A 626-nucleotide genomic window follows, 5' to 3' on the forward strand; every position below is an offset into this window, starting at 1 on the left:
CATTCGCAATTATTAAACGTAATTTAAGGAAAAAGGTCAATGTCTCGTTTGAAAATCAATTTGCCGATACGAACTGGAGGATATGCTATATGAAAATTGCACTTATTGCCCATGATTCAAAAAAAGATATGATGGTGTCCTTTGCAACTGCCTACAAATTCATTCTTGAAAAACATGAATTATTTGCTACAGGGACAACTGGTTTACGTATTATCGAAGCCACTGGATTAGACGTTCACCGCTTTAAATCCGGCCCACTTGGGGGGGACCAACAAGTCGGTGCGGCTATCTCACAAAACGAGATGGACTTAGTCATCTTTTTGCGTGACCCATTAGCAGCTATGCCCCACGAACCAGACGTGACTGCCTTAATCCGCTTATGTGACGTGTATAATATCCCACTAGCAACCAATATTGGTACCGCAGAAGTCCTTATTCGCGGGTTAGACGAAGGCTTTATGGACTGGCGTAAACAATACGAAGATGGTTTCTTAAACCATGACATCTTAGAAAATATCGAAAAAGGCAACGAAGGCCGGAAATTGGTCGAGTGAATTTGAAAAAAAGGGCTCTTCGTCAAATAGGACTGATGAGTAATGTTTGCCCTGTAACAATAGATTTAAGCG

1 protein-coding gene is annotated in these 626 nt (G+C 41.2%); it reads left to right on the plus strand.

What is annotated here, in order from left to right; translation table 11 throughout:
* The first annotated feature begins 89 nt into the window (after window positions 1–89).
* Window positions 90–554, plus strand: coding sequence for a methylglyoxal synthase (mgsA, locus tag ACRCJ0_RS18280; protein WP_417893775.1), 465 nt, complete (start codon window positions 90–92; stop codon window positions 552–554).
* The last annotated feature ends 72 nt before the right edge of the window (window positions 555–626 follow it).

Source organism: Aerococcus sp. L_32 (assembly GCF_050689315.1).

Bases quoted from the DNA above. Each gene is read 5' to 3' on its own strand.
- mgsA (WP_417893775.1), top strand. From the start codon at position 90: ATGAAAATTGCACTTATTGCCCATGATTCAAAAAAAGATATGATGGTG.